The organism is Vibrio sp. 03_296, assembly GCF_002265885.1.
This window is the reverse complement of sequence record NZ_NPKW01001138.1, coordinates 1-637: the sequence shown is the minus strand read 5'-3', so window position 1 is coordinate 637 and position 637 is coordinate 1. Positions and strand designations below refer to the sequence as shown.

The 637-nt window shown below is 47.0% G+C and carries 3 protein-coding genes; 1 reads left to right on the top strand and 2 read right to left on the bottom strand.

All coding sequences use genetic code 11. The annotated features are described in order from the left end of the window. A partial coding sequence (locus CIK04_RS35090; RefSeq protein ID WP_325206035.1) for a hypothetical protein occupies window positions 1-197 on the top strand: 197 nt, incomplete at its 5' end. On the opposite strand, the gene yidD is transcribed toward CIK04_RS35090, so the two are convergent. Further along, entirely contained in the window at window positions 123-380 is a 258-nt protein-coding gene (gene yidD, locus CIK04_RS30370; protein ID WP_072599185.1) for a membrane protein insertion efficiency factor YidD, read from the bottom strand. The two genes, CIK04_RS35090 and yidD, sit on opposite strands and share 75 nt — an antisense overlap. Beyond that, a partial coding sequence (rnpA, locus tag CIK04_RS30365) for a ribonuclease P protein component (RefSeq protein ID WP_128824769.1) occupies window positions 347-637 on the bottom strand: 291 nt, incomplete at its 5' end. The genes yidD and rnpA, both read right to left, overlap by 34 nt.

The window sequence follows — 637 nt, the reverse complement described above, 5'->3', positions numbered from 1 at the left end:
TGCTGTTTGAGGCCTGTTCAATCGGCTTGAGGGCTGGGTTCTTGCAACTTGCCACTGTTGGAACAGCAAGAAAGAAACCAGCGCCAGAAGCAGGACCAGGAGAGTACGTTGAGAATCCATCGTTATTTATCTCTGTCTTGYTTTTGGACTGGTGGAACGGGGTCAAAGCCCCCTTCATTCAAAGGGTGGCATTTTAATAGACGTTTGCCTGATAACCAACACCCTTTTACAAAACCGTGAGCTTTCAACGCTTCTATGGCATATGTAGAACAGGTTGGAGTAAAACGACAGCGCGGTCCAAGGAGAGGACTGATAAGACCTTGATAAAGACGGACGAGTCCGATTGTTAACCACGCGAGGGGCGAGACAGGCGATGCCATAGCTTATCAAACAACTTAAACAGTTCCTCATTGCTCAAATCTTGCGCGCTTTTCTTGGCGATCACAACAAAATCTTTATTGGGAAGTTGATGTTGTGTGTTACGAAAGCTTTCACGGGCTAGGCGTTTGAATCGGTTGCGACCAACGGCAGTTTTGATTTGCTTCTTGGGTACAGCCAAGCCTAAACGAGGATGAGAAAGGTTATTATTGCGAGCAATGATAGTGAAATGAGGAGAGCCAGCTCGATGAGCTTGCTG